Source organism: Corynebacterium sp. HMSC078H07 (assembly GCF_001812805.1).
Classification (GTDB): Bacteria; Actinomycetota; Actinomycetes; order Mycobacteriales; family Mycobacteriaceae; genus Corynebacterium.
In genome coordinates, this window is sequence record NZ_KV810513.1 from 62,606 (window position 1) to 87,155 (window position 24,550).

General features: G+C 61.8%; 19 protein-coding genes and 1 tRNA gene. 15 read left to right on the plus strand and 5 right to left on the minus strand.

Annotated elements, in window-relative coordinates; all coding sequences use genetic code 11:
- Positions 1 to 3: 3 nt before the first annotated feature.
- The 5 genes from HMPREF2875_RS10815 to HMPREF2875_RS10835 all read left to right on the plus strand — a co-directional run bounded on the left by HMPREF2875_RS10815 (position 4) and on the right by HMPREF2875_RS10835 (position 12,295).
- Positions 4 to 8,943, plus strand: a complete 8,940-nt coding sequence (locus HMPREF2875_RS10815; RefSeq protein ID WP_246817096.1) for a type I polyketide synthase — start codon at positions 4 to 6, stop codon at positions 8,941 to 8,943.
- 103 nt (positions 8,944 to 9,046) lie between these two features.
- The gene (locus HMPREF2875_RS10820) at positions 9,047 to 10,036 is read left to right on the plus strand and encodes a substrate-binding domain-containing protein (protein WP_371327571.1); all 990 of its coding nucleotides are present in this window, start codon (positions 9,047 to 9,049) and stop codon (positions 10,034 to 10,036) included.
- A complete protein-coding gene (locus HMPREF2875_RS10825) occupies positions 10,033 to 11,097 on the plus strand; it encodes an ABC transporter permease (RefSeq protein WP_070673069.1) in 1,065 nt (354 codons plus the stop codon). The genes HMPREF2875_RS10820 and HMPREF2875_RS10825 overlap by 4 nt, the downstream gene beginning before the upstream one ends.
- Before the next feature lie 3 nt (positions 11,098 to 11,100).
- Positions 11,101 to 11,853 carry an ATP-binding cassette domain-containing protein gene (locus HMPREF2875_RS10830; RefSeq protein WP_070673071.1) on the plus strand — a complete coding sequence of 251 codons (753 nt, stop codon included), beginning with the start codon at positions 11,101 to 11,103 and terminating at the stop codon, positions 11,851 to 11,853.
- Positions 11,854 to 11,863: 10 nt separating this feature from the next.
- Complete coding sequence (locus tag HMPREF2875_RS10835; protein WP_070673073.1) at positions 11,864 to 12,295, plus strand: holo-ACP synthase AcpS; 432 nt, start codon at positions 11,864 to 11,866, stop codon at positions 12,293 to 12,295.
- On the opposite strand, the gene HMPREF2875_RS10840 is transcribed toward HMPREF2875_RS10835, so the two are convergent.
- Positions 12,276 to 12,914, minus strand: coding sequence for a TetR/AcrR family transcriptional regulator (locus HMPREF2875_RS10840; protein ID WP_070673075.1), 639 nt, complete (start codon positions 12,912 to 12,914; stop codon positions 12,276 to 12,278). The two genes, HMPREF2875_RS10835 and HMPREF2875_RS10840, sit on opposite strands and share 20 nt — an antisense overlap.
- A 3-nt stretch (positions 12,915 to 12,917) precedes the next feature.
- On the minus strand, positions 12,918 to 13,388 hold the full coding sequence (bcp, locus tag HMPREF2875_RS10845; RefSeq protein ID WP_070673076.1) for a thioredoxin-dependent thiol peroxidase: 471 nt from the start codon (positions 13,386 to 13,388) through the stop codon (positions 12,918 to 12,920).
- A 124-nt stretch (positions 13,389 to 13,512) separates the two neighbouring features.
- On the opposite strand from bcp, the gene HMPREF2875_RS10850 reads away from it, so the two are divergent.
- From HMPREF2875_RS10850 to HMPREF2875_RS10870, 5 genes are all read left to right on the plus strand, one after another.
- Entirely contained in the window at positions 13,513 to 13,791 is a 279-nt protein-coding gene (locus HMPREF2875_RS10850; protein ID WP_039676689.1) for a DUF3618 domain-containing protein, read from the plus strand.
- A gap of 293 nt (positions 13,792 to 14,084) precedes the next feature.
- Positions 14,085 to 15,230 (plus strand): ABC transporter substrate-binding protein, encoded by a 1,146-nt coding sequence (locus HMPREF2875_RS10855; RefSeq protein ID WP_246817097.1) that lies wholly within the window; start codon positions 14,085 to 14,087, stop codon positions 15,228 to 15,230.
- A gap of 2 nt (positions 15,231 to 15,232) precedes the next feature.
- Entirely contained in the window at positions 15,233 to 16,393 is a 1,161-nt protein-coding gene (locus HMPREF2875_RS10860; RefSeq protein WP_246817098.1) for a FecCD family ABC transporter permease, read from the plus strand.
- Entirely contained in the window at positions 16,384 to 17,145 is a 762-nt protein-coding gene (locus tag HMPREF2875_RS10865; protein WP_070673080.1) for an ABC transporter ATP-binding protein, read from the plus strand. Before HMPREF2875_RS10860 ends, HMPREF2875_RS10865 begins: the two co-directional genes overlap by 10 nt.
- Before the next feature lie 11 nt (positions 17,146 to 17,156).
- A complete protein-coding gene (locus tag HMPREF2875_RS10870; RefSeq protein WP_070673081.1) occupies positions 17,157 to 17,657 on the plus strand; it encodes a 2'-5' RNA ligase in 501 nt (166 codons plus the stop codon).
- Positions 17,658 to 17,717: 60 nt separating this feature from the next.
- On the opposite strand, the gene HMPREF2875_RS10875 is transcribed toward HMPREF2875_RS10870, so the two are convergent.
- Positions 17,718 to 17,790: transfer RNA gene (locus HMPREF2875_RS10875), tRNA-Lys, on the minus strand.
- 281 nt (positions 17,791 to 18,071) lie between these two features.
- On the opposite strand from HMPREF2875_RS10875, the gene HMPREF2875_RS10880 reads away from it, so the two are divergent.
- The 4 genes from HMPREF2875_RS10880 (at position 18,072) to sucD (ending at position 22,261) form a co-directional block, all read left to right on the plus strand.
- Positions 18,072 to 19,301 carry a L,D-transpeptidase gene (locus tag HMPREF2875_RS10880; protein WP_070673083.1) on the plus strand — a complete coding sequence of 410 codons (1,230 nt, stop codon included), beginning with the start codon at positions 18,072 to 18,074 and terminating at the stop codon, positions 19,299 to 19,301.
- 66 nt (positions 19,302 to 19,367) lie between these two features.
- Complete coding sequence (locus HMPREF2875_RS10885) at positions 19,368 to 20,003, plus strand: hypothetical protein (protein WP_141754621.1); 636 nt, start codon at positions 19,368 to 19,370, stop codon at positions 20,001 to 20,003.
- A gap of 198 nt (positions 20,004 to 20,201) precedes the next feature.
- Entirely contained in the window at positions 20,202 to 21,374 is a 1,173-nt protein-coding gene (gene sucC / locus HMPREF2875_RS10890) for an ADP-forming succinate--CoA ligase subunit beta (protein WP_210388196.1), read from the plus strand.
- 8 nt (positions 21,375 to 21,382) lie between these two features.
- Positions 21,383 to 22,261, plus strand: coding sequence for a succinate--CoA ligase subunit alpha (gene sucD / locus HMPREF2875_RS10895; protein WP_070673090.1), 879 nt, complete (start codon positions 21,383 to 21,385; stop codon positions 22,259 to 22,261).
- A 42-nt stretch (positions 22,262 to 22,303) separates the two neighbouring features.
- Here sucD and HMPREF2875_RS10900 read toward each other — a convergent pair whose 3' ends face one another.
- The gene (locus HMPREF2875_RS10900; RefSeq protein ID WP_070673092.1) at positions 22,304 to 22,849 is read right to left on the minus strand and encodes a DNA-3-methyladenine glycosylase; all 546 of its coding nucleotides are present in this window, start codon (positions 22,847 to 22,849) and stop codon (positions 22,304 to 22,306) included.
- A gap of 27 nt (positions 22,850 to 22,876) precedes the next feature.
- Entirely contained in the window at positions 22,877 to 23,722 is an 846-nt protein-coding gene (locus tag HMPREF2875_RS10905) for a siderophore-interacting protein (RefSeq protein ID WP_070673094.1), read from the minus strand.
- A gap of 159 nt (positions 23,723 to 23,881) precedes the next feature.
- On the opposite strand from HMPREF2875_RS10905, the gene HMPREF2875_RS10910 reads away from it, so the two are divergent.
- On the plus strand, positions 23,882 to 24,550 hold a 669-nt coding region (locus HMPREF2875_RS10910), incomplete at its 3' end, for a transposase-like zinc-binding domain-containing protein (protein ID WP_246817099.1).

Here is a 24,550-nt window from a genome sequence, read left to right on the forward strand (position 1 = left end):
CGCGTGGATATCCCAAACATCGCTGCGCCAGGAGTAAGCGAGGCACCTTATGCGCTGTCCTTTTCCGGCCAGGGTTTTGCCTGGTTGCCTACCCTCCGGGAGGCACTCGCTGCGGGGGTGCGGCCGCAGATTGCAACGTATCTCGCCGACGCGGAAGAGATACTCGCTCCGCTTGGCGCCGCCCTCCTTCCCTCCTCCCCGCACGGCTTTGCACCACTAGCGTGGGCGGAGGCCGAGCCTGGGTTCGCGCTATCCTCCCCTGCTGCGTCCACCCCGGGCATCGTGTGCGCTCAGCTCGCAGTCCTGGAGTCTGTGCGGGCACAGGGCCTAGATACAACTGAGGCTGTGCTGAGCATCGGTCATTCCCAAGGCGTGCTTGCCGCCGCTGTGGCGTCTGGTCGCGCAACCCCAGCCGAAGCGCTCGCCATAGCCCGGCTCATTGGTGCCGCGTTGACGACGACTGCCCGTATTCACGGGCTTGTGCGTACCGCGCAGGGAGCGCCCATGGTGGCGGTTGACGGAGCTACGCGGGAACAACTCCACGAGCTAGGTGCCCATATCGGTCTTATCAACGGCCGTGAACGCAGCGTCATCGTAGGCACCCCGGAGGAGCTTGCCCGCGTGCGCCGCAGCATGGCAGATGAACAGGTAACCTTCACGGACCTTGATGTTGATGCCGCCTTCCATCATCCGGCCCTAGCCATAGCTGTGGAGCAGGTGGAGCGCTGGGCCGCCGCCCTCGAGCTCGATGCCATGCTTGCCGGCGAGCTTGCCTGCGCGGTGCTCACGGATACCGTTGATTGGCCTGCTCGCGTCGCCGAGGCGGTTGCCGCCGGCGCGCGCTGGATTCTAGAGGTGGGCCCCACCCGCGGCGTTGAGCCGCTAACCCGCGAAGCGGTGGCCGGACGTGGTGTGGGAACCCTCGCCGTGGGTACCGCTGAGGGACAAACGCAGCTCTTCGAGCCCGGCCGTGCCCCTGCTGTGCCGGCATCCTGGTCCGATTACGCGCCGCGCCTCGTCGGCGGACGCCTCTCCACACGTTTTACTGAAACGACAGGTTACTCCCCGGTCATGCTGCCCGGCATGACACCAACCACGGTGGATCCGGCAATCGTTGCCGCGGCCGCCAATGCTGGGCACTGGGCGGAGCTTGCCGGCGGTGGCCAGCACACCGATGACATTCTGAACCAGAACCTGGAGAGGCTCGCACGTCTCCTCGCGCCGGGGGTTAATGCCCAGTTCAATGCTCTGTACCTATCCGCTTCGCAGTGGCGGCGCCAAATTGAAGGCCAGCGTGCCATTCCGCGAGCGCGTGCAGCGGGGGCGCCGCTCAACGGCGTAGTCATCTCCGCAGGCATCCCGCCACACGAGGAGGCATGTGACCTGGTACGGCGTCTCCACGCGGAGAACTTCCCGTGGGTAGCTTTCAAACCCGGCACAGTGGAACAGATCAAGCAGGTGCTGGCCATCGCCCGTACCGTTCCCACTCCGCTCATTATGCAGGTAGAAGGCGGACAAGCTGGAGGCCACCACTCCGCCGAGGACCTCGACGAGCTGCTGGCTGCCACCTATAACGACATCCGCCGGCACCCCAACGTCTTGCTGGCCGTCGGCGGCGGCATCGCCACCCCAGCGCAGGGCGCGGAGTATCTCACCGGCGAGTGGTCGCGACGCATTGGCCTGCCTGCAGCGCCTGTCGACGCCATCATGATCGGCACCGCCGCCATGGCCACCGCGGAGTCCACGGCGTCGGAGTCGGTGAAGCAGACACTCGTTGCTGCCACGGAACACGATGTCATTTCGGGCCGTTCCGACCTCGGCGCTAGCATCCATGAGCTGGACAACTCCTTCGCTTGCGCCGGGCGGCTGCTCGATGCGGTCGCGGGTGATGAGGAGCTGGTGTCTGCCCACCGCGAAGAGATCAGTGCAGCCCTGGCGAGAACTTGCAAGCCCTACTTCGGGGACCTCGACACTATGAACTACGCCGAATGGCTGCAGCGCTATGTGGAGTTGTCCTTCCACGACGGCTGGGCGGATGAATCGTGGTGCACTCGCTTCGAGCACATGGTGGCGCGTACTGAAGCCCGCCTGCACGAGGTCGACCACGGTGAGATAACCCTGCAGGTCACAGTCGATTCCGTCGACCCCGCGGCCGCTATTGATGAGCTTGTTGAGCTTTACGGCGACGCTGCCCTTCATCCGACGGATGCCGCGTGGTTCGTGTCCCTTGTCGACGGCCCCGGTAAGCCACCGGGGTTTGTGCCGATTATCGATGCTGCCGTGCGCCGCCGCTTCCGCCAGGATTCCTTGTGGCAGGCCCACGACGAGCATTTCGATGCCGATAGTGTTTGCATCATCCCAGGTACAGCAGGCGTGGAGGGCATTGAGCGCGCCAACGAGCCGGTCGCGCAGTTGCTGAAGCGCTTCGAGCAGGCCACCATCGACCTGCTTTCAGCAGCTCCTACCCCAGACCTGGATGCTCCTGTGCCCAGCGCTGAGGAACTCATTCGCCAAGCTCCTTGCCTCAACTGGGCGGGCCGCGAGCAGGCAAACCCACTGCGTCTCAACCTGTCCGGCGCGACTCTCGAATCGGTAAGCACCGACTCCGCGGACTTCTGGTTCACCGTGCCTTTAGGCCTCAGTGCTCGTGGCGGTGCTCACGGCGGTGCGGACGCTGATGCTGCGCTGCGCGTGCGCATCACCGCGCCGAGCGTGCCGGGCGCTTCGCCCGTCGTCAGCGCCGAGGATGCGGCCTCTGCCATGCGAGAGCTGGCCCGTGTGGCTGCTGGGGGAACACTGCCGGAGGTAGACCACGGCAGCGCTACGGTCACGGCCACGCTCGATGCAGCGCACTTTGCGAACTATGTCTCTGTGACCAGTGGCGGTAGCGCCGATGGCCCAGTTGTGCCCGACGTCTTGGTAGGTACTGCTTGGCCGGCTGTTTTTGCCGTCATTGCAGAAGCCCGCACGGCCAGTGATCAGGGTGCGGCCGGCGAACATGGTGCGGTGGGGGAACCCGTGGTTGAAGGGCTGCTTAACCTTGTCCACCTTGAGCATTCGCTGGAACTGGTCGACGGGGCCGCGGGGCTTCTCGCCGCCGCGGCTGCGGCAGTGCCGGGGGCGGATCCCCTACAGGTACAGGCCACCGCCCGCCTGCGCGGCGTGTGGGATACGCTCTCAGGCCGCGAGGTTGAGGTCGCGGTGAACATTGAGCACGAGGGCAACTTCGCCCGGCTGCGCGAACGTTTCCTCATCCCCGGCCGCACCGGCACTCGTGTTGCGCCGGGCGCAGACGACGCCGCTGACGGCCTCGTGGAGTTCGTTCGGGAGACCCCGCGGTCGTTCCGCCACCGCCTCACCGTTACGGCGCCTGACTCCATGCGTCCTTTCGCTGTGGTGACAGGGGATCATAACCCCATTCACACGTCTGCGAATGCTGCAGCATTGGCTGGTCTAGACGATGGCCCCATTGCACATGGCATGTGGACCTCGGCGCTGGCGCAAACTGCCGCCGCCTTCGATGGCACCCGAGTCCTGCAGTGGTCTGCGACCATGCTCGCGCCGGTACGCCCGGGCAGTGAGGTGGAGCTGGTGGTGGACCGGGTGGGCGTTGATAAGCGCAGCGGCCACGGCGAGGTCCGCTCCGTGACCGCGTCCAGTGACGGCGTGGTGGTGCTGGAGGCACGTGCCACGATGAGCACACCACGCACGTTTTATGCCTTCCCCGGCCAGGGAATCCAGGCTCCGGGGATGGGGATGCAGGAGTATGGAACTTCTCCCGCCGCACGCGCGGTGTGGGAGCGCGCCGACGCGCACACGAGGCAGCATCTGGGCTTTTCCATTCTGGAGATCGTGCGGAATAACCCGGATACCGTGGCCGTGCGTGGAACGACGTATTCCCATCCCGATGGTGTGCTGTACCTTACCCAGTTCACGCAGGTAGCAATGGCCACGCTGGGCTGCGCGCAGATTGCTGCGCTGAAGGAGGCCGGGGTTCTGGATAACACGGCGGCCTTTGGCGGGCATTCCGTAGGCGAGTACAACGCGCTGGCTGCCTACGCCGAGGTACTTTCTCTCGAGGCCGTGTTGGAGATCGTCTATGTGCGTGGCCTCACCATGGACCGGCTCGTGGAGCGTGACGCCGAGGGCTATTCGCGCTACGGGCTGGGCGCGCTAAGGCCCCACAAGATGGGGATGCGCGCCGATGAGGTCACGGACTACATCGCCGAAACCATTGAGGTCACCGGGGAGTTTCTCGAGGTGGTCAACTACAACGTGGCCGGACGCCAGTACGCCATTGCCGGCACGGTGGACGGCCTTATTGCCATCGAGGAGAACGCCGAACACTGGGCTCCTGGCCAACGTGCCTTCGTTCCCATCCCGGGCATTGATGTGCCTTTCCACTCCTCACGTTTGGTGGACGGGGTGGATGACTTCCGCGCCCACCTGGATGAGCTCATCCCGCAGGATATCGACCTGGATGTGCTGGTGGGGCGCTACATCCCCAACCTTGTCGCCCGACCCTTCGCCGTGGACCGTGATTTCGTGGAAGCCATTGCGGACGTTGTTGATTCGCCGCGTATCGCGGCCATCCTGGAGGACTTCGCAGCAGCCGCGGAGCACCCGCAGAAACTAGGCCGCACACTGCTGGTGGAGTTGCTGGCCTGGCAGTTTGCCTCCCCGGTGCGCTGGATCGAAACGCAGGACCTGCTGCTGACCCCGCGTCATGCGAAGACTGCGGCCGGGCTTCCGGGCTTAGGCATAGAGCGCTTCGTCGAGGTTGGGGTGGGGCACGCTCCCACCGTGGCCAACATGATGGGGCAGACTCTTAGCTTGCCGGAATATGACGGTGTTCAGGTCGAGGTCCTCAACACCGAGCGCGACCATGCCCGGGTGTTCGCCGAGGACACTGTTACAGACTCGGTGCCGGCGCGTGAGACCGTGCCGGCTGACGAGCATTCTCATCCGGCACAGCCCACACCACAGCTCGCGGCCGATGAGCTGTCGGCTACCCACACAGCCACCCCCCTTGCCGCGACCGAAAAGGTTACTGACCAGCCGCTGAGCTCACAGCAGGCGGTTGAGATGCTTATCGCGCTATGGACGAAGGTGCGTCCTGATCAGATTGCGGCCACCGACACGATTGAAGGTTTGGTGGAGGGCGTATCCTCTCGCCGCAACCAGCTGCTGTTGGACCTAGGCGTAGAGTTCGGCATCGCCGCCATCGATGGTGCGGCGGATATGCCGGTGAGCGAGCTGGCGCAGACCGTGGCGCAGCGCGCGCCGGGCTATCACGCGTTTGGCCCGGTGCTCACCGAGCAGGTGGCGCAGGCCGTGCGCCGCGTGACCGGACCGGCGGGAAAGAAGCCGGGATATATTGCCGAGCGTGTGAACAATGAGTGGGGTCTGGGACCGGGCTGGGTCGACCACACACTGGCGGAGCTCGTGCTGGGCAGCCGGGAGGGCGTGTCCCTGCGCGGCGGGGAGCTGGCCACATTACCCGTCAGCGCTGCTACCACCGTAAAGGGGCTGGATGAGCTTATCGACGCCTCCCTTAACGCCACCGCCACCCGCGCGGGCGTCACGGTGGCCCGGGTGTCGCACGCGAGCGCTGACACCGTCGTGGATCCAGCGGCACTGGCTGCGTACACGGAGCGACTCGAATCCGCACTCGAGGATTCCGCACGCTCGCTGCTGGGCGCCCTAGGCCGTGAGGACGCTGCGCACGGTGACGACTCTGAGCACGGTGAGGAGGCGGTGCATGACAAGCACCTCGCTGAACTCGTGTCCGCGGAGTTGGGCCCGGACTGGGCGCAGCGCGTAGCGCCGGCCTTCGACGCGAAGAAGGCCGTCCTGTTTGATGATTGCTGGGCTTATGCCCGCGAGGGCCTTGTCCGCGCTGCGGCGGCGGGCGTAGAAGATCCGCCCCTTGATGTCCTTGGTGCTGGCGCAGAGGTTGCGCGTATGGCCGAGTACCTGGGCTATCACCATCAAGCGGTGGATGCTGAGGTACCCGGTGAATTCCTTCTTCACTCTGGGCAGGTGGCCGTGGTAACAGGTGGCTCGCCGGGCTCGATTGGTGCGGAGATCATCTCCGAGTTGCTCGTCGAAGGCGCCACCGTTATCGCGACGACCTCGCAGCTTACCCCGGGCCGCCTGGAGTTTTTCAAGGAACTGTACCGCACCCGTGCCGTTGGTACAGCAGCGCTGTGGGTAGTCCCGGCCAACCTTAACTCCTTCGCCGACATCGACGCGCTCGTGGAGTGGATCGGCTCAGAACAGACGGCCACCGTGGGCGGAAAGACCGAGCTGCGCAAGCCGGCCTTCGTGCCGGACCTGCTCTTCCCTTTCGCCGCCCCGCGCGTAAGCGGCACCGTGGCGGAGGCTGGTCCTGAAGCAGAAGCGCAGATGCGCTTGTTGCTGTGGTCGGTAGAAAAGCTCATCGCGGGCCTGTCTGCGCTGGGCGCGGATACCCACTTGGGGCATCGCCTCCATGTGGTTCTTCCCGGATCACCCAATCGTGGGCGCTTCGGTGGCGACGGTGCCTATGGCGAGGCCAAGGCAGCGTTCGATGCCCTCGTGCAGCGCTGGCACTCCGAGCAAAACACCTGGGGCGCGCGAACCTCGCTGGTCCACGCGCTCATTGGTTGGGTGCGCGGCACGGGGCTCATGGCGGGCAACGATCCACTCGTCGAGCAGGTTGAGGCCCGCGGCGTGAGCACCTTCTCGGCGAAGGACATGGCGATGTGCCTTGTGGATAATGCCGCGAACGAGGACATCCTCATCCAGACTGCCGAAGCGCCGGTGGTTATGGACTTCACAGGCGGTTTGGCTGGGGCCGACCTGGACTTCGCTGCGCTTGCTCGCGACGCCGCGCTTGGCGACGTCTCCCCGACCCCCACCAAGTCCCCCAGCCCAGCGCCGCGCACCGTCAAGGCTCTGCCGAATGTGCTTGCGCCACTGGAGTGGACGACACCCAGCTTCGATGGGGTTAGCCAGTCCTTGGAAGATATGGTCGTCATCGTGGGAGCAGGGGAGCTGGGCCCGCTAGGCACTTCGCGAACGCGCTTCGAGGCGGAAGTCAGCGGTGATCTCTCCGCCACAGGCGTTCTGGAGCTGGCGTGGAGCCGTGGCCTCGTGACGTGGGATGACTCCTCGGCAGCGTGGACCACGCCGGAGGGCGAAGAAATCGCAGAGGAAGATATCTACGACCGCTTCCACGATGAGGTCCTTGCCGGCATCGGCGTGCGCCGCTTCCACGATGACTTCGGCCCACACCTGCCCATGGTGGATAATCTCGCGCCTGAACTCACCACCATCTACCTGGAGAAACCGATCACCTTCGCCGTGGAGGATGAAGCCACCGCACAGTCCTTCGTGGATAGCTGCGAGGGCGCAACAATGCGGCGAGTGCTCACGAGCCCCGGCGGTGAGGCTGAATGGCAGGTGACCCGCCCTGCCGGGTCCGCTGTACGCGTGCCGCGGCGCGTAGCCATGACGCGATTCGTCGGAGGCCAGATTCCGGAAGGCTTCGATCCTGCGGTCTACGGCATCCCCGCGGACATGCTGGATAGCGTGGACCGCCTGGCACTATGGAACCTTGTATGCACCATCGAGGCGTTCCTCGCAGCCGGCTTTAGCCCAGCCGAGTTACTTGCTCACGTCCACCCGGCGCGGGTGAGCTCCACCCAGGGAACCGGGATGGCGGGGCAGGAGGCGTTGCGTTCGTTGTACGTCGATAAGCTCCTGGCCCATCCTCGCCAGCACGACATTCTGCAGGAAGCCCTGCCCAACGTCATTGCCGCGCACGTGATGCAGTCCTACGTCGGCGGCTACGGCCAGATGGTGCATCCAGTGGCAGCATGCGCGACGGCGGCGGTCTCCGTTGAGGCGGCGGTGGACAAGCTGCGCCTGCATAAGGCGGATTTCGTTGTCGCCGGCGGAATTGATGCCCTCTCCGTCGAGGGGATTACAGGCTTCGGCGACATGGCAGCCACCGCTGATAGCTCAGAAATGGAGGCCAAGGGTATCGAGCACCGCTTCTTCTCCCGAGCTAACGACCGCCGCCGCGGCGGCTTTGTCGAGTCTGAAGGTGGCGGCACGCTGCTGCTTGCGCGCGGAAGTTTAGCCGCGGAGCTGGGCCTGCCGGTCCTCGGCGTGGTGGGCTTTGCCGAGTCCTTCGCCGACGGCGCGCACACCTCCATCCCCGCGCCGGGCCTTGGCGCACTGTCGGCCGCGCGTGGCGGAGCCGAATCGCGCCTCGCGCGTTCCTTGCAGGAACTCGGTGTGGCGCCAGACGACATCGCGGTGGTATCCAAACATGACACCTCCACGAGTGCTAATGACCCCAACGAGTCCGACCTCCATGAGCGCATCGCGCGTGCCCTCGGTCGCAGCGACGGGAACCCGCTCTACGTTATCTCACAAAAGACCCTGACCGGCCACGCCAAGGGCGGAGCTGCGGCCTTCCAGCTCATTGGACTCTGCCAGGTGCTGCGCGGAGGTATCGTTCCGCCAAACCGTTCGCTGGACTGCGTGGATCCGGAACTGCGCCGTCACGAGCACCTCGTGTGGCTGCGCCAGCCGCTGGACCTGCGCCGGACCCCACCCAAAGCGGGGCTGGTGACGTCCTTGGGCTTCGGCCATGTCTCCGCGCTCATTGCGGTCGTGCACCCAGAGGCCTTCATGACGGCACTCGTGGCTGAATACGGTGAGGATTATGCACAGGCCTGGCGTGACAAAGCCGAGGCGCGAGAACGCTCTGGCTTACGCCGCCTCGAGGAAGCCATGCGGGGAGGGCCAGCGCTGTACCAAAGGCCAGTCGAGCGCAACTTGAGCGGCGGCGACGCCGCGGAGGTTAAGGAACGCGAGGCTGCCGTGCTGCTCAGTGAAGGCGCGCGAATGCGCAACGGCGTACTCGAACCCGACGCCGAGCGGGGGTAGAAAGCCGCCGGATACCCCCAGCGTGCACCGTCTGAAACGATAAAGAAGCAGGTCAGATGGGTTGAACCCGAGGTGCGGGCTGGGGCACCATGCAAGGGTGAAAATCAGCACAAAACCTTTACTTGGTGTTATTACTGTTGCCCTCGCCGCCACGATTGGGGGGTGCTCCGCCACCGGCGGCGCACCCCGCCCCAGCGCCGACGGCGAACTAGCCGGAGGCGTCGATACCGAACGTCTCGTTGTCGCCATGGTCTCCCACGGCGCGCCGGGTGACACGTACTGGGACCTTGTACGCAAGGGCGCGGAGGATGCCGCGCGCAAGGACAACATCGAACTGCGCTATTCCTCCGACCCGGAGGCACCCAACCAGGCCAACCTTGTCCAGTCCGCCATCGACTCTGGCGTGGACGGCATCGCCGTGACCATGCCGAATGCGGGCGCTATCGGCCCTGTGGCCAAGAAGGCCGCCGACGCTGGAATCCCCACCGTGGGGCTCAACGCCGGCATGGATGATTACCAAAAGTACGGCATGAGTGCTTTCTTCGGACAAGAAGAAAAGGTCGCGGGCACCAAGGCAGGCGAGCGCCTCAAATCCGAGGACGCTCAACACGCTCTGTGCGTCATTCACGAGCAAGGCAACTCCTCCCAGGAGGCGCGCTGCGCGGGCCTGAAGGAAGGAATGACCGGCGGAAAGGTGGAGATCCTCTACGTCAACGGCAAGGACCTCACCGCCGCGCAGTCCACCATCAACGCCAAGCTGGCGCAAGATAAGTCCATCGACTGGGTCATGGCCCTGCAGGCCTCGGTTGCTATGCGCTCGACCGCCGCAGTGGCGGATGCTGGTTCCGAAGCCAAGGTCGCCACCTTCGACACCAACGCTGAGCTTGTCGGCGCCATCGCGGACGGCAAGGTGCAATGGGCCGTGGACCAACAGCCCTACATGCAGGGCTACTTTGCTGTCGACGCCCTGTGGCTAGCGCACCGCAACGGATCCACTCTGGGCGGCGGCCGCCCGGTCTACACCGGTCCGTCCTTCGTAGATTCCACCAATGTCGACATCATTTCTGAGTCGGCAAAGGAGGGCCTGCGATGAGCCAGGCAGTGCCGGTGAAGGGTGACGGGGAGGCGTTGGCAAGCACAGGCGATACCCGCCTGACCCAACGCAGCGGATTCTCCCGTCTTATCCGCCGCCCAGAGTTGGCCAGCCTGCTCGGCGCGGTCGTCATCTTTGCCCTGTTCATGATCGTCGCCCCCGCCTTCCGTTCCCTGGAGGCGTTCTCCACGGTGTTGTATGCCAGCTCCACGCTGGGCATTGTGGCCCTCGCGGTGGGCCTGCTCATGATCGGCAACGAGTTCGACCTGTCTTCCGGAGTGGCCGTGACCTCGGCAGCACTCGTGGCCACGATGCTCAACTACAATTTCCACCTCAACTCCTGGGTAGGTGTGGGACTATCTCTGCTCACCGCGCTGGCCATCGGCGCACTTAACGGCTTGTTGGTCACGCGCACCAAGATTGATTCCTTCCTCATCACCTTGGCAGCCTTCCTCATGCTGCAGGGCCTTAACCTGGCCATCACCAAGCTGGTCACCGGCCAGGTGGCCACGCCCACCATCGCGGATATGGAAGGTTTTCCCTCCGCGAGGGTCGTATTCGCTGGCACCCTCCACGTGGGCTCGTTGAGTATCCGTGCCACGGTCCTGTGGTGGATCCTTTTTGTGGCGATTGCCTCGTGGGTACTGTACAAAACGCGCTGGGGAAACTGGATCTTCGCCGTCGGAGGTGACGATGCTGCCGCCCGTGCCGTAGGCGTTCCCGTGCGCCGCGTCAAGGTGGCGCTGTTTATGTTCGTCGGTTTTGCCGCGTGGTTTGTGGGCATGCATACGCTTTTTGCTTTTGACTCTATCCAGGCAGGCCAGGGCATTGGTAACGAGTTCCTTTACATCATCGCCGCCGTTATCGGTGGCTGTTCCATGACCGGCGGTCGCGGTACCGCGGTGGGCACCGCCATCGGCGCGCTCATCTTCGGCATGACCAATCAGGGCATCGTGTATGCGGGCTGGAACCCGGACTGGTTCAAGTTCTTCCTCGGCGCCATGCTGCTTTTTGCCGTGCTGACGAATACGTCGGTAGCCAACTTCACCAAGAGGCGATAAACCATGATTGAGCTGCACGATATTTCCCAAACTTTCGGCAACTTCCACGCCCTGCGCGGCATTAGCCTCTCCGTGCAGGAAGGTGCGGTGACCTGCGTTTTAGGTGACAACGGCGCGGGCAAATCCACGCTGATCAAGATTCTGGCGGGCCTCAACCAGCCCACCGGTGGCACCATCACTGTCGATGGAAGCGAGGTTCACTTCGACAGCCCGCGTGATTCTCTCGATGCTGGTATTGCCACCGTGTACCAAGATTTGGCCTTGGTGCCCTCGCTGTCGGTGTGGCGCAACTTCTTCCTGGGTCAGGAGCTGACCGGTCCCTTGGGGCTCTTACGCGAGGAAGAAATGAAGCGCATTACGCACGACCAGCTGGCTGAGATGGGCATTGTGCTTGGCGACGTCTCCGTGGAACTCTCCGCACTCTCCGGCGGCCAGCGCCAGGTGGTCGCCATCGCGCGTGCCATCTACTTCGGCGCGCGCTACATCATCCTGGACGAGCCCACCGCCGCGCTCGGCGTAAAGCAGTCCGGCATGGTGCTGCGATTCATTAACGCTGCCCGCGAGCGCGGCATGGGCGTGGTGTTTATTACTCACAATCCGCAGCACGCCTATCTGGTGGGCGACCATTTCGTGGTCCTGACCGTGGGAGAGATGTCCTTAGATGCCGCCAAGGCGGACGTTACCCTTCCTGAGTTGACCCAGTGGATGGCCGGCGGCGATGAGCTGGAGGAGCTCAAGCAGGAGCTGGCGCGCTAAGCTAGCCCGCATGACAGTAAGCGGCGTGAGCGTGGGCACCGACCTAGTGCACATTCCCTCCTTTGCCCAGCAGCTGGATACCCCGGGCACGAGTTTCGAGCGGGTCTTTAGTGCCTTCGAGCTACGCGTCGCACAGTCCCGAGGGATGGATGGGGAGGCCCGTGCGCAGCACCTGGCTGGGCGCTGGGCCGCCAAGGAAGCTTTTATCAAGGCATGGTCCCAGGCGCTCTATGGGAGTGCTCCGGTCATGGCAGAGGAGGACGTGGTCTGGGCAGAGATTGAGGTCCGCCCCGACGCCTGGGGCCGCGTGGCCTTAGCACTGCGCGGGGAGATAGCCAGCCAAGCCCACGACTCCTTGGGGGAGTACACCACAGCGCTCACCATCAGCCATGACGGCGACTACGCCACCGCCACGGTCATTCTTAGCCGCCAGTCGCAATAGCGAAGAGGTAAGCGATGAGCATGCGCTTTATCTCCTCCACGACGCCGTCGACGCTGTCTTCGGAGCGCATGATGCTGTAGTTGAGCAAGGACACCACCGTGTGGACGAGGAAGGCCGCGATTTCTATCCGGGCGGCATCGTCCATGTCGGGGGCTAGGGGCTTGATGATCTCCGCGATGGGCTTGAGCAGGCTGAGCTCCGTGTCGGCGGCCGTGGCACGGGTAGCCGGCGTGGATTGCACGGCATGCCACACCGCACGGCGTGAGGGGTCATTGCGCCACACTCGCGCCATGCGGTCGATGAATTCCTCGAGAAAGTCCGGCCACTGAAGTGCTGGAACGCGATGCGAGAAACGCTCGACTTCTGCCAACATCTCCGCGGTATCTTGGCGGTCAAGCTCGCAAATTAGCACATACTTGTTGGCAAAGTATTGGTACAGCGTGCCAATGGGTACCTCCGCGCGGCGCGAGACCTCGTCGAAGGTAAAAGACTCAAAGCCATGGTCCACGAGCGTCTGACGCGCGCAGGACAAAATCCGGTCATATTTGGCGCGGCTGCGCGCCTGCGCTGGCCGACGCCTCGGGACCAGTATCTCCGGTGACTTTGAGCTGGATTCCACGGTCTAGTTGAGCCCCTTAAGCACGCGGGCAACGTGGCCGGTGGCCTTCACGTTGTACATGGCCTGGCCAATGGTGCCGTCTTCTTCCACGAGGAAGGTGGAACGGATAACGCCTTGGACAACCTTGCCGTAGTTCTTCTTCTCCCCGAAAGCGCCATAAGCGGTCATGACTTCCTTGTCGGGGTCAGACAGAAGGGGGAAGTTCAGTTCGTGGTCCTCACGGAACTTTGCCAGGGCCTCCGGCTTGTCGGGGGAAATGCCTACGACGGCGATATTCATTCCGTTGAGCTGCTCGAGGCTATCGCGGAAATCGCAGGCCTCCTTGGTGCAGCCAGGGGTATTGGCGCGCGGGTAGAAGTAGACCACGACGCGCTGGCCGGCAAAGTCGCTCAGGCTCACGGTGTTGCCGGCATCGTCGCTCAAGGAAAAGGCTGGTGCGGTGTCTCCTACAGACAGTCGTTGTGCTTCAGTCATGGTCCCCACCCTACCGTGATCGCGGGCCTACCCACCCCGCGAGTAGACATGCGGGCAACGCTGGGGTCAATGTAGAATGTCGACGTTAGAACAAAAACACAGTCAAAATCTCAGGAGATTTCCCGTGGCACGCAACATTGATGATATCCAGCGCGACATCGAGCGCACCCGCCGTCAGCTGGCTAGCACCTTGGATGAGCTGGCTTACCGTAGCAAGCCGCAGAACTTCGTGGACGACGCCAAGGGGGCTGCCACCCAGAAGCTGCAGGACCGCAACGTGCAGATGGCGCTCGCTGGCGTCGGCGCTGCCGTCGTAGGACTCATCGCTTTCTCCGTCTTCCGCTCCAAGCGCCGCAAGTCCGACATTAAGGAGCTGCAGCGCCTGCTGGCTGAGCGCCGCTAAGCGTCCTCCTTTCACGGACGCTGCGCCGACGGCGCAGCGCGAGCACCCCTGTCGTGGACACCTTCACGGCAGGGTCTTTTTTATGCTCTGCCGCCTCTAAGAAAAGTGGAGCCTACCCTATATTGACTTTGGGTAGCCTAACCTGAATGTGTAATATGAACTCGTCCTGATTGGAGTGCGCCTCCCTTACGTGGGTTCCGCACACGACGATGAAAGTTCGAGGAACAACAGTGGTTCACAGCCCCTCACAGCACCTGACAGCACGATCGCGAGCGGTAGGAACCTTCGCCCTAGTGGCAGCACTGGCCAGTACCGTGGCAGGCTGCGCCGCCGGAACAACGGCCGAGGACGCTACGCAGTCCGCATCTGCTGACGGCACCGCTGCCGTGAGTTTCACGGACCTGGCCGGCCGCTACGTGGAGCTGGACCATGAGCCAGAGCGCGTCATTTTGGGCGAGGGCCGCGCAGTATTTGCCACCGGCGTCCTGAATGCTGAGGACCCCCTCGACAAGGTTGTAGCCATCGGCTCGGATCTCAAGCAGAACGTGCCCGACTACTACCGCGAGCTGGAAAAGAGCGTCCCTAAAGTTAATGAGCTGCCCGAAATCGGCGGTTTCACCAAGGGTGATGTCACCGTGGAGGAACTCATCAACCTTGACCCCGACCTCATCGTTCTTTCGAAAGACCAGTACGAGGCATCCCAAACTGCTGGGCTCACTGACAAACTGGACCAGGCTGGACTGACCTACGCTGTTACGGACTTCCGCGCCAAGCCGCTGGAGAACACCGTGCCCACCATGGAAATCTTCGCCGATATCTTTGGTCATGAGGATCGCGCCGAGGAATTTATCGCGGACTGGCAGAAGAACGTTGACCTAGTGAAAGAACGCGCAGCGAAGGTGAAAGACAAGCCGTCCACCTTCGTGTGGCGTGCGGCAGGTGTGTCGGACTGCTGTGGCTCCTGGAATGACTCCAACATTTCCCAGCTAGTCAACGTTGCCGGCGGTAAGAACGTGGCAGATGGCCTCATCGATGGCGAGTCCGGCGCCCTTACCCCCGAAAAGGTCATCGACGCTAATCCGGACATGATCATCGCTACGGGCGGCGACTGGTCCTCCAAGGTTGATAGCTCTAAGGGCCATACTGGCTTCGCGGCCGCCGGCTACGGCATCAGCGAGAAGGACGCCCACGCCAGTGTCGCCACGCTTGCCGACGTCCAACCTGGCTTCCCCGACCTCACCGCAGTGAAGGAGCACAAGCTCCACGGCTTGTGGCACCAGTTCTACAACTCGCCTTTCAACTACCTGGCACTGCTCCAGATCGCTGCCTGGCTCCACCCCGAGGACTACGCCGACATCGATGTGCAGCAGGAATGGGCCGAAGCCCAAGAGAAATACTCGCCCGTCCCCGGTGACGGAACCTTCTTCAGCACCAACTAGTCATGAGCATTACCGCATCAAGTGCACTCCCAGTCAGTGCCCAGCACATCACGAACGAAGACTCCGAGCCGAACGCTGCACCGAAAGCTGCATCGAACGCTGCGCCGAACCCAGTAGCGGCCGCCGCGGCGCTCGCACAAGAACACTCCCGCGTTACGCGCCGACGCATCGCCATCGTTCTTGCCCTCGCCGCCGTAGCCCTCGCTGCCTTCCTAATCAGCGTCATCGTCGGCGCCATCGACCTCACTCCTGGTGAGGTACTGCGGGGACTGGTGGACCCGGGAGGCGTCGACAAGCAAACGCGTACCGTCCTCTGGCGCCTGCGTCTGCCCATGGCGGTCATGGCGCTGCTCATTGGGGCCAGCCTATCGGTAGCCGGCGCACAAATGCAGACCATCCTGGATAACCCTCTTGCCGAGCCTTTCACGCTGGGCATTTCCGCCGCCGCGGCCTTCGGAGGGGCCAGCGCCATCGTTCTGCGCTGGCAGCTGCTGGCCCAGCCGCAGTTCAACCTCGCGCTTATCGCGTGGCTGTCTGCGGCCATCGCCACGGCCATCATTGTTGTCGCCGCCGTTCTTCGTGGCGCCAAGTCGGAGACGATGGTGCTGCTCGGCATCGGCCTCGTCTTCTTCTTCCAAGCCATGCTGGCGCTCATTCAATACCGCTCCTCCAGCGAGGCCCTTCAACAGATTGTCTTTTGGTCCATGGGCTCGCTGACCCGTGCCAGCTGGCAGGCTAACGCCGTGTTGGCCGGCGTGCTTGCGGTGGCACTGCCCATCTTGGGGGCACTGTCGTGGCGCTTGACCGCGCTGCGGCTTGGCGACGCCCGCGCCACCGCCCTCGGCATTAACACCTCCCGGCTGCGCATCATTGTGCTCGTCGTGGTCTCGCTCGTCGCGGCCACCACCGTGGCTTTCGCCGGCATCATCGGGTTTATCGGCCTTGTCGGTCCACACATCGCGCGCATGTTGGTAGGCGAGGACCAGCGCTACTTCGTGCCGGCGTCGATAGCCGCGGGGTCAGCAGTCATGTGCGCCGCCCATGCACTGAGCCTCGTCATCAAACCCGGCGTGGCCATTCCCATCGGCATTGTCACCTCGCTGTTGGGAGTGCCGTTCTTCATCGCCATCGTCATGACCCGGAGGAGGGCATTGTGGACGTAGAACTCACGATTTCTGACCTGTCGGCCGGGTACGGCTCACACATGGTCGTGGAGGGATTAAGTCTTCCCACGTTGCGCGGCGGGCAGGTGGTGGGATTGCTGGGGCCGAATGCGTCCGGTAAGACCACGACCATTACGGCGCTTGCCGGCGTACACCGCGCGCGGGGCGGCACGGTGGATCTCCGCGTCGACGGAGAGGCTCCGCGTGGGAAGCGGCGCCGCCAGCTCATCGGCTATGTGCCGCAGGACCTGCCGCACAGCGCGGCCTTGCGAGCATTTGAGGCGGTTCTGATCGCGGCCCGTCGGGAAGTATGCGAAGACCCAGTCGCCCGTACTGCCGAGGTGCTGCACTCTCTGGGGCTGGACGCGATTGCGCAGCGCTACCTCAACGAGCTCTCTGGCGGCCAGCGCCAGCTCGTCGCGGTGGCGCAGATGCTGGTGGGGCATCCGGGCCTCATGCTTCTCGACGAACCCACGTCCGCCCTCGACCTCCACCGCCAGCTCTTTGTCTTGGGCCGCGTGAGGGCGAAAGTGCAGGAGGAAGGCAGTCTTGCGCTGGTGGCGATTCATGACATTAATTTGGCAGCCCGGATGTGTGACCAGCTCGTTGTGCTGAAGGACGGGCAGATCCATGCTCATGGCGCTCCGGTGGATGTGCTGAGTCCTGAGCTTCTCCGCGAGGTATATCGCGTGGAAGCAGACATTGTGGAACACCGCGGACATCCCGTGGTGGCTCTGCAGGCGGTTAGTTAGACTTAGGCGGCGTGAGTCGCAATTCGCCCGAGAACCTCCTGTTGTACCTCACTCCGGAGGACGAAGAGTCTGTGCGGGAGGTCTTTGCTGAGCTAGCCGAGCGAGGATTCCCCCTCCAGCGCCAGCGCCCGCACATCACGGTGACCTTTGCGCCAACGATGGGCCAGACTGTGGTGGATCTGGCCCGCGACGTGTTGCCGCCGCTTATTCCCGCAGTATTTCGCCGCGTAGGGACCGTTGTTTTCGGCACCAAGAGCAAACAGACAGTGGCATGGATGTTGGAAACCACCGATGAGTTGGAGACCGCAGCGCGCCAACTGAGCGCCGCAAACCCGGATGGGCGCGGTCCACGCTGGACACCCCACCTGACCATGGGGCTGCGCCTTCCTCGCGCCATGGTGCCCGAGTACCTGCGGGCCCTCGATGAGATATCCGGGCCAGAGCACAAGGAATTCCTCGCCACGAGCGCCGCGTGGTGGCGGCCTAAGTTGGAGCAGCTTGAGGTGTTTTAGGGTTAACCCCAAACATGCGAAATCCCCTCCACCAACTGAGTTGATGAAGGGGATGTACTGTGCGCCATCAGGGACTTGAACCCCGAACCCACTGATTAAGAGTCAGTTGCTCTGCCAATTGAGCTAATGGCGCATTCGTTGTCCCAGCGGCTTCTGATTTCCTCAGTGCCTGCCGTGCAACGAGATGTAACTTTAACACCCCGGCTAGAAAAAGGTAAAATCGCCAGGTTGTTAGCGGTTTTGAGGGTAGTGCATAGCCGCTATTGAACGCTGAGCTGGCGACGGTGTACTCGGGGATCTGCGGATCGATAACGAAACGGTTAAAGGCGGCGGGGTCATCTAGTTTGAACATGGTTGTGCGGACTAGGCTGGGTGCATTGTCTTTATCAACGTCTCATCTATCTAGGGGTTTGTGTGCGTTCTCTATTCCCTAAGGCACGTCCCGCAGGATTTCTCACTGGACTGCTTGCGGCCGCGTCCCTGATGGCCGCCTGCACCATTGGTTCTCCAGAAACCAAGGAAGAAGCGGCGGAGATTTCGGCCGAAGAGGCGCAGGAGAGCGCGGCGGCGGAAGCATCGGCGTCGGCAGCCGCAAAGGCGAAGCAACTCAAGTTCTCGCTCAAGGATGGGGCAGAAGATGTTGACCCTTCTGAACCGATTGAAGTCACCTCCACTGCGGGGCTCAAAGAGGTCACCATGACCAACGAGTCCGGTAAGGTGGTGGAGGACAAGCTTTCCTCCGATTCGAAAACGTGGAAGAACGCCGAGGTGCTGGGCTACAACCGCACCTACACCATTGATGCGAAAGACAAAGACGGCAACCACAAAACCATTACCTTCACAACGCCGCAGGCAGCGGCCGTTTCTGAAGTTGCCTTGAGCCCCCTCCCAGAGTCTGAAGTGGGCGTAGGACAGGTTATTGGCGTGCGCTTTGGCAATTACGTCACCGACCGCAAGGCGGCCGAGGAGGCCATCACAGTCAAGACTGAACCGGCAGTGGAGGGCGCTTTCTACTGGGTTAATAACCAGGAAGTGCGCTGGCGCCCGGCGAAGTATTGGGAGCCGGGAACGAGCGTGACTGTCGACGTCGACCTCTACGGCCGCAACCTCGGTGGTGGCGTCTACGGTGGCGAGGACGCCTCAACGAACTTCACCATCGGTGACCGCGTCATCACGTTGGTAGATAACAACTCCAAGATGATGTCGGTATTCAAAAACGGTGAGGTTCTGCGCCGGATTCCGATTTCCATGGGCACGGATGGAAAGTGGGATACCCCGAATGGCGTGTATGTCATCGGCGACCAGTATCCGGACCTGACCATGGATTCCACCACCTTCGGCCTGGCGCTCGATGCCGGCGGTTACAAGACCAACGTCAAATGGGCAACGCAGATGTCCTACTCCGGCATCTACGTTCATGCTGCGCCGTGGGCGGTAGGAGCTCTGGGTAGCTACAACCAGTCCCATGGCTGCATTAACGTCACGACCGAAGATGCCCAGTGGTTCCAGAACACCGTCAAACGCGGAGACGTGGTTCGGGTTTCCAATACCGGCGGCGGTGTACTCAGCCCGCTTGACGGTTTGGGGGACTGGAACATGGACTGGGAGACGTGGTCTGCGGGGAACGCTACCGCTAACCAGTAACAACCAGGTGATTGCCGGGTAGCCTCGCAGGCAAACTGTCGATTGTGCGAAGGGAAAGAGCCCACCATGAACTGGTTGATGCGAGCAGCGATAGTGGTTGCGCCGATGTCTTTGGTGGCGTGTTCTGCGGGCAGTGAGGTTGCACCAGCGCCTCGTGACAACTCTCAAGCCTCAAGCGTTAGCACGCCAGTGCCGGTCGAGGAAGGCACCTGCGCTAAGGAATTTGATGTCCCTGCATTGCTGGAGGCTATGCCGGAAGAGTTCGCTGGTTTGCCGCACGACCCAACCTATGATTCGGGTGAGTCCGATGACTGGGGCCGTTTTTATCAACGTGACGGACTTCAGTTCATGATTGACGCTAGCTATCTGGACGAGGGCGAGACTGATACGTGCCCGCAGGACAATGATCAGGCCGCCCGAGATGTGCGTTCCTTTATTGTTCAGGATTACCAGCGTCAAGAGGAAGAGAATGGCGAAGAGGTAAAGCCCTTTGAAGAGCTCGATTTTAGCGAGGGTGGCCGCTATTTCGCTTGTGCCAAGCACCCCGAGGCGGACTTGCGGCAGTTCTTTTGCGTGACCAGCGTGGGTAATGCGGAGGTTATTAACTTCATGTTCCGCCATTCGCAGGGCGATGCGAAGGACGTCGAGGATATGAAAGGCGCGTCGAAGGAGTTGGCTGCGCTTATCGACGGCGTCTCTTAGGGTGCCCCCGAAAGTTAAATCAGTTAATCCTATTCTGGCGCAGTGTACCCCCGTTACGGGCAGTGTTATAGCGTAGCCGCACCGCCTGCGAAGTGTGTGAAGTGTGACTCTTGTGTGGGCGTTGCATGGTTTGCATCACGTCTTTATTTTGGTGAATCTTGGTGGGAAATAGTTTTCACTGCAAAGATGGAGGCAGAAGTGGATCTCTACGAGTACCAAGCTCGAGACCTCTTTGAAGCGCATGGGGTTCCCACCCTCAAAGGCATTGTTGCGACCTCAGCCGTGCAGGCAGAAGAAGCGGCTGAGAAGCTGAGTACGCCTGTAGTCGTGGTCAAAGCGCAAGTTAAAACCGGCGGGCGCGGCAAGGCCGGAGGAGTCAAGTTAGCGCACAGCCCCGCGGAAGCCGCGGAGAAAGCCAACGAGATTCTTGGACTGAAGATTAAGGGCCACACGGTGCGCAAGGTCATGGTGGCAGAAGGCGCGGACATCGCCGAGGAATACTATTTCTCCATCCTGCTTGACCGCACCAAGCGCCGCTACCTAGCCATGCTCTCCAAGGAAGGCGGCGTGGAGATCGAAAAGCTCGCTGAAGAGCGCCCAGACGCACTGATTAAGCGCAGCTTCTCTCCGCTTGACGGGATGACGGACACACTGGCGCGGGACATGGCGTATGAGGCGGGGTTTGATGAGGGGGACGTCGCCAAGCTCGTGCCCGTGTTTAAGAAGCTCTACACGGTGTACACGGAGGAGGACGCCACGCTGGTGGAGGTCAATCCGCTGGTCAAGACGGCTAGTAGTGACATTATTGCGCTTGACGGCAAGGTCACGCTGGATGATAACGCACAGTTCCGCCACTCCGAACATATTGAGCTCCAAGACCATGGCGCGACGGACCCGCTAGAGCTGAAAGCGCAAAAGATGGGGCTGAACTATGTGAAGCTCGACGGTTCTGTGGGCGTCATCGGCAATGGTGCTGGGTTGGTGATGTCGACGCTCGACGTTGTGGCCTATGCCGGCGAAGGTCTTTCTTCGCAGCCGAAGCCTGCGAACTTCCTCGATATCGGCGGTGGCGCTAACGCAGAAGTGATGGCCAATGGGCTTGAGGTGATTCTTAGCGACCCGCAGGTGAAATCCGTTTTTGTCAACGTCTTTGGTGGAATTACCGCCTGCGATGAAGTAGCTAAGGGCATCGTGCAGGCATACAAGATTCTGGACTCTGAGGGCATTGAGCCGAAGCCGCTCGTCGTTCGCCTCGACGGCAACAACGCGGAACTGGGACGCACGATTCTTAACGACGCACACCTGCCCAAACTGGAGCAGGTCGAAACCATGGATGCTGCCGCCCGCAGGGCTGCGGAACTGGCGAACTAGGAGTAGACATGTCGATTTTTCTCAACAAAGACTCGCGGATCATTGTGCAAGGCATGACGGGATCTGAAGGCATGAAGCACACGCGCCGCATGCTGGAATCCGGCTCCAACATTGTGGGTGGGGTCAACCCGCGCAAGGCAGGTGAGCGCGTCGATATTGACGGGCGTGAGATTCCCGTCTTCGGAAGCGTGCGTGAGGCCATGCAGGCTACAGACGCCAACGTCACCGTCATCTTCGTGCCGGCAAAATTCACCAAGGATGCGGCGGAAGAAGCTATCCGTGCCGGCATTGAGCTCGTGGTGATTATTACGGAAGGCATTCCAGTCAAGGACACGGCGGAGCTCTATGCGCTGGGGCGAGAGTCATCAACGCGCATTATTGGGCCCAATTGCCCGGGGCTTTACTCGCCGGGACAGTCCAATGCGGGCATCATTCCCGCGGAAACCGCGCCGACCCCTGGAAAGATTGGCTTGGTATCGAAGTCAGGCACCTTGACCTACCAGATGATGTATGAGCTATCTGATATTGGTTTCAGCACATGTGTGGGAATCGGAGGCGACCCCATTATTGGCACCACGCATATCTCCGCCATCGAGGCCTTCCAGAACGACCCGGATACCGAGGCGATCATCATGATCGGTGAAATCGGCGGCGATGCAGAGGAACATGCTGCTGCCTATATCAAGGACCATGTGACGAAGCCGGTGGTGGCGTATATTGCAGGCTTCACCGCGCCGGAAGGCAAGACGATGGGCCATGCTGGTGCCATCGTGTCTGGTGGTTCTGGTACGGCAGATGGCAAGAAGGCGGCGCTGGAAGCAGCCGGCGTGAAGGTGGGCAAGACTCCCTCGCAGGCAGCAGAGCTGGTGCGAGCAGCCTTGGCTTAAAGATACGGCGCATGAGTCTCCGGACCCATGCGCCGGTAGGGGCTAGCGGGGGAGCCCGCGACGTCGAGACACTGTCTTGTCGAAGGGGATCCAAAACCGCAGCGCGGCGTCCTGGTTCTTGGAGATGCCGATGCGCGGCCCGCGGACCCACTCAGGTTCCTTATCGCGTTGTTTAAGGCGAATGGGTGTGCCGTTGTCTGCGATGCTGAAGCCAAGCGCCTTGCCTAAGTTGCCGGGGCCGCGGGCGAGATTATGAAATTCCGTGTCACCCCGGCGTTGGTAGGCAAGCTCTATTCCCTCGATGACTTCCCCGCCGCGGAGCAAGCAACCCTGACCGGCGCCTTCGGGCGCGCAGACGATATTGCCGTTCCGGTGAATGCCGTAGGACATGTAGACGTAGAGGCGGCCGGGCGGGCCGAACATGGCGGCGTTGCGCGGGGTGCGGCCGTTAAAAGTGTGTGAGGCCTCATCGTCTGCGCCGAGGTAAGCTTCGACCTCCGTGATGCGTACCGAAACGCCGTTGTGCGTGAGCACCGTGCCAAGAAGCTGGGGAGCAACGACGTCGGCGGTGTCGGTGAAATCGATCATTGTCGCAGTCTAACGTGAAAACAAGCGTTAGGACTTAGCTCTTTCTTCCTCGGCCTCAATCTCTGCGTTGAATTCGCGCTTGGAAGATTGCCACTGGTCCTCAGTCATTCCGATACGCCAGTAGCCAGAGATAGAAACGTCTTCCTTGGGAATTCCAGATTCCACGAAAAGGAAGCGACGCAGCTCTTTGATCATCTCGGCGACACCGTGGATGAACCAGCTGGTTTTCTTCTCCTTGGGGATACCAGCCTCGCGTACCACGCGGGATAGCTCAGTGCCGTGGGTAGCGCCATTGCGGATTACCCAGACGATCTCCACGCCCTCGCGGGTGGGCAGCTCAAACGTGCGGTCTTCTTCCTCGATCTCGATGAAGGCAGTAGCGGTCGCGCCCTCGGGGAGATGCTGGACACCGGCACCGATGGCCGGTGCTGCAGATTCATCGCCGGCGAACACAAAGTGCTCATAGCCTGCGGTCGGTCCCCACGCGCCACCTGGGCCGAGGAAGCCGATCTTCTCGCCGACCTCAGCTACGCGTGCCCACGGGCCAGCCAGGCCGGAATCACCATGGGCGACAAAATCAACGTCGAAGTCCCCGGTCTCTGGGTCTAGGTTAATCAGGGTGTAGGTGCGGAGGATTGGTTGTTTATCACGCGGCTGCTCTTCGCGAATCTGCTGGACATCAAACGGCCAAGAATAATCGGCGCTTTCTGGCACGAATAACAACTTGATGTAGTGATCCGTAAACTCCAGCTCCTTGCCCACAAAAGCCGGGGAGTTCATACTCAACCGAACCAAATCCGGAGAGACCTGGTAGCGACCAGTCACGGTTGCTTCATGCGCCTTGCGGGGCTTGCGCTTCGGCTTAAGGGACATTTCGTGTGGATAAATCGATACGGATTCCCGGAGCAGCCTGGGATAATGCCGTGATCTTGATTTTGAATCGGTTCCAACAGCCCGATCGATGAAATCAACACCGGATAGTCCTAGGTCTGTGATAGGAGGACTGCTGCTGGTGCGGTAAGGCCAATTCCTATGGCTAATAGGAATCGGCCGTCGTGTGACATGTGCGGCCATGGACTCGTTAAGAACGGCAAAACCGCGGCAGGAACCCAACGCTGGCTGTGTCCTAAATGCAACGTTTCATCGATTAATACCCGCGCACACACCAGCGAGATACGCCACTTCAAAATCTTTATTGACTGGATTCTTTCCGGGGAATCCGCAGACCATTTAGCCAAACGCCTTGGGGTAACCAGACGAACTTTGACCCGGTGGTTCAAGCTTTTGTGGTTTATCACCGTGCCCACGTCTACTGACCCCTACCGTGTTTATGACCAGGTCTTTATCGACGGCACCTACTTCCACAAGAAATGCCTGCTTGTAGCCTGCACCAATACACACGTCATTGCCTGGCATTGGTGCTTTCGTGAAAGCTCATACGAGTACCTGAAACTGCTCGACAAAATCGCGCAACCACTCATCGTCACCACAGACGGGGCAGGCGGAGCACTCAAGGCACTGCGCATTAAATGGCCTGATGTTGCCATCCAGCGCTGCCTAGTCCACGTCCAACGCAACACTTTCGCCGACATCAGCCGCAACCCGATTCACCCAGCCCATAAAGCAATCCGGAAACTGGGCTACAAGCTCGTCCAAGTACACAACCGTGAAGATGCTGCACGGTTTACCGCTGCAGTCCAC

Bases quoted from the DNA above. Each gene is read 5' to 3' on its own strand.
- sucD (WP_070673090.1), top strand. From the start codon at position 21,383: ATGTCGATTTTTCTCAACAAAGACTCGCGGATCATTGTGCAAGGCATG.
- HMPREF2875_RS10885 (WP_141754621.1), top strand. From the start codon at position 19,368: ATGAACTGGTTGATGCGAGCAGCGATAGTGGTTGCGCCGATGTCTTTG.
- bcp (WP_070673076.1), bottom strand. From the start codon at position 13,388: ATGACTGAAGCACAACGACTGTCTGTAGGAGACACCGCACCAGCCTTT.
- HMPREF2875_RS10825 (WP_070673069.1), top strand. From the start codon at position 10,033: ATGAGCCAGGCAGTGCCGGTGAAGGGTGACGGGGAGGCGTTGGCAAGC.
- HMPREF2875_RS10830 (WP_070673071.1), top strand. From the start codon at position 11,101: ATGATTGAGCTGCACGATATTTCCCAAACTTTCGGCAACTTCCACGCC.
- HMPREF2875_RS10900 (WP_070673092.1), bottom strand. From the start codon at position 22,849: ATGATCGATTTCACCGACACCGCCGACGTCGTTGCTCCCCAGCTTCTT.
- HMPREF2875_RS10860 (WP_246817098.1), top strand. From the start codon at position 15,233: ATGAGCATTACCGCATCAAGTGCACTCCCAGTCAGTGCCCAGCACATC.
- HMPREF2875_RS10905 (WP_070673094.1), bottom strand. From the start codon at position 23,722: ATGTCCCTTAAGCCGAAGCGCAAGCCCCGCAAGGCGCATGAAGCAACC.
- HMPREF2875_RS10835 (WP_070673073.1), top strand. From the start codon at position 11,864: ATGACAGTAAGCGGCGTGAGCGTGGGCACCGACCTAGTGCACATTCCC.